Below are 2,246 nucleotides of genomic sequence, written 5' to 3' on the forward strand. Positions count from 1 at the left end.
GTGGATGATAATGAAACAAACAGGATCATCCTTGAGCATATGCTTGCTCACAAAAATATCAGATCCACACTGGCTGCTAACGGAATGGAAGCCCTGGAGATCTTGATGAAAGGCGAACGGTTTGATGTGATACTGATGGATTACCACATGCCCCTGATGTCTGGTGTAGAAACAATTGAGAAAATAAGAGTGCTCTTCAAAGAGTGGAAAGAAATAACTCCATTTATTATACTTTCTTCTTCTTCGGAAGAGAAAGAGATTGTTACGACCATTCGCAATAAAGACAATTCATATCTGCTTTTAAAACCTGTAAAATCAAACGATTTATTTAAAACTTTACGTAAAGCAGTCCACCGTAGCGTAGTTGACTTAAAGCCAGTTCAGTCTGAAAAGAATTCGTATTCATTCTCGCCGGGACTGGAAATTTTGCTGGTTGATGATAATCCCATCAATATGGTCCTCAATAAAAGAATGATGGAGTCACTTGCTCCAAATGCAGTTTTAACAGAAGCAGTCAATGGGATGCAGGCATTAGAAGCATGTCAGAAAAAATATTTTTCCATTATACTGATGGATGTGCAGATGCCGATAATGAATGGTATCGAAGCAACACAACAAATTCGGATGCTTTCAGGTTATGATAAAGTTCCTATCATTGGTGTGACGGCAGGTAATATAACAGGTGAAAGAGAAAAATGCTTAGAATCAGGAATGGCTGATTTCCTTCCAAAACCTTTCAAAAAAGTAGATCTTCAGGAAATACTACAAAAATACATTAATGCTGATAATAGTAATAGAAATATAACTCAGGTTCTTAATGGGAGGGTACCCTTATCAGAAATAGACATCAATCTGTATATTAATATCGAAATGCTGAAAGAACAAACAGGGGATGATCCTGGTTTCAAGAACGTTTTTCTTGGACTTCTCATTCAGGAACTTGTTAGTGCAGAAAAAAATGTAAAAAAAGCAGCAGCAGAACGAGATATTGAAGAAATAAGGTTAATTCTTCATAAACTTAAGGGTACTGCAGCGAGTGCTGGATTTTTTAAACTGTCTGAATGCGCTCTGAAATGCGAGATGTTAAGTGATAGTGAAATAGATTTTTTTGCTATGCAGAGTGATATACAACATGAAATAAAAATGGGCTTGGAAATTGCAAAGGGGCTGATAAAGTAATCAAAAGTTATATGGTAAGTAAATCAGTTATCAAGAGTAGAAATGAAAAAAATGGATGGTGGACTGAAGTGGACAAATGATAGATCCTGCAATATATTGAATGAGAAGCTCCAAAACAGTTAGCGATAATCCCTTAAAGACAGAAAAATTTGAAAACAGCAAAACATATTTAATTTTTGGAATAAGCAAGGGTCTCGGAAAAGCAATTACTAAAAGCTTACCTAATGAAAATGGTGAAGTATTTGGAATTTCAAGAAGTAAGCCTAATTATCTAAATGAAAAATCGAATGTAAGGTGGATTAATACAGACTTGTCAAACCCGAAAAATTCGGCTGAGATTATAAAAGAAAATATCAGAAATAGAAAAATCGATTATTTTATTTATAATGTTGGAATATGGGAAAGTAATGCTTTTACAGAAAAATACAGTTTTGAAGAAAATTCTGAATTAGAAATTTCAAATATGATAAATACCAACATCACATCTTGTATTTTGAATATCAAATCAGTAATTGAAAATTTAAAACAGTCTGAAAACGCCAAGATCATTTTAATTGGCTCAACTTGGGGATTAGCGAATAGCAATGGAAAAGAAGTAACTTTTTCCGCCACAAAGTTTGCATTGAGGGGTATTGTACGTTCATTAAGAGAAAATCTTCGAGAGCATAAAATTGGGGTTTCAATTGTAAACTTAGGATATTTAGCAACCGAATTCGAAGATGAAGAAAATATCGAAACCGTCATAGAACAAACAGACGGAAAATTAATTCCTTTGCAAGACGTTATCGGTGCTTTGAAATTTATCATATCAACCTCAAACGCAAGCTGTGTAAAGGAAATCCATATGCCTGCGATGAGTGATTTTAATCTATAGAAAAGATTAACGACAACACATTGCTTAACATTAAACCTGTTTAAACTTTTATTTTTCTGAGAAACAAGATAGAGAAAGCGAGATAATGTAGATTTGTGCAAGTAATATTCAAAGTCTCAAATCTTACTAATAAAGCTTTGAAGCTATCAAGCCATGCATTTGCTTTTTCTATTTTGAATCTTCTTTTATACAA

At 33.7% G+C, this 2,246-nt stretch carries 2 protein-coding genes; both read left to right on the forward strand.

Annotation, left to right across the window (positions count from 1 at the left end; genetic code table 11):
• Positions 1 to 1,179: response regulator (locus tag B5X64_RS22365; protein ID WP_139377625.1), on the forward strand; the 1,179-nt coding region annotated here is incomplete at its 5' end.
• Between the two features lie 100 nt (positions 1,180 to 1,279).
• The gene (locus B5X64_RS22370; RefSeq protein ID WP_079467324.1) at positions 1,280 to 2,053 is read left to right on the forward strand and encodes an SDR family oxidoreductase; all 774 of its coding nucleotides are present in this window, start codon (positions 1,280 to 1,282) and stop codon (positions 2,051 to 2,053) included.
• Positions 2,054 to 2,246: the final 193 nt, after the last annotated feature.

The sequence above is a fragment of the Chryseobacterium balustinum genome, assembly GCF_900168205.1.
In the GTDB taxonomy this organism is placed as follows: Bacteria; Bacteroidota; Bacteroidia; order Flavobacteriales; family Weeksellaceae; genus Chryseobacterium; species Chryseobacterium balustinum.

Excerpts from the sequence above, each read along its gene's own strand:
- B5X64_RS22370 (WP_079467324.1), top strand. The coding sequence starts at position 1,280 with ATGAGAAGCTCCAAAACAGTTAGCGATAATCCCTTAAAGACAGAAAAA.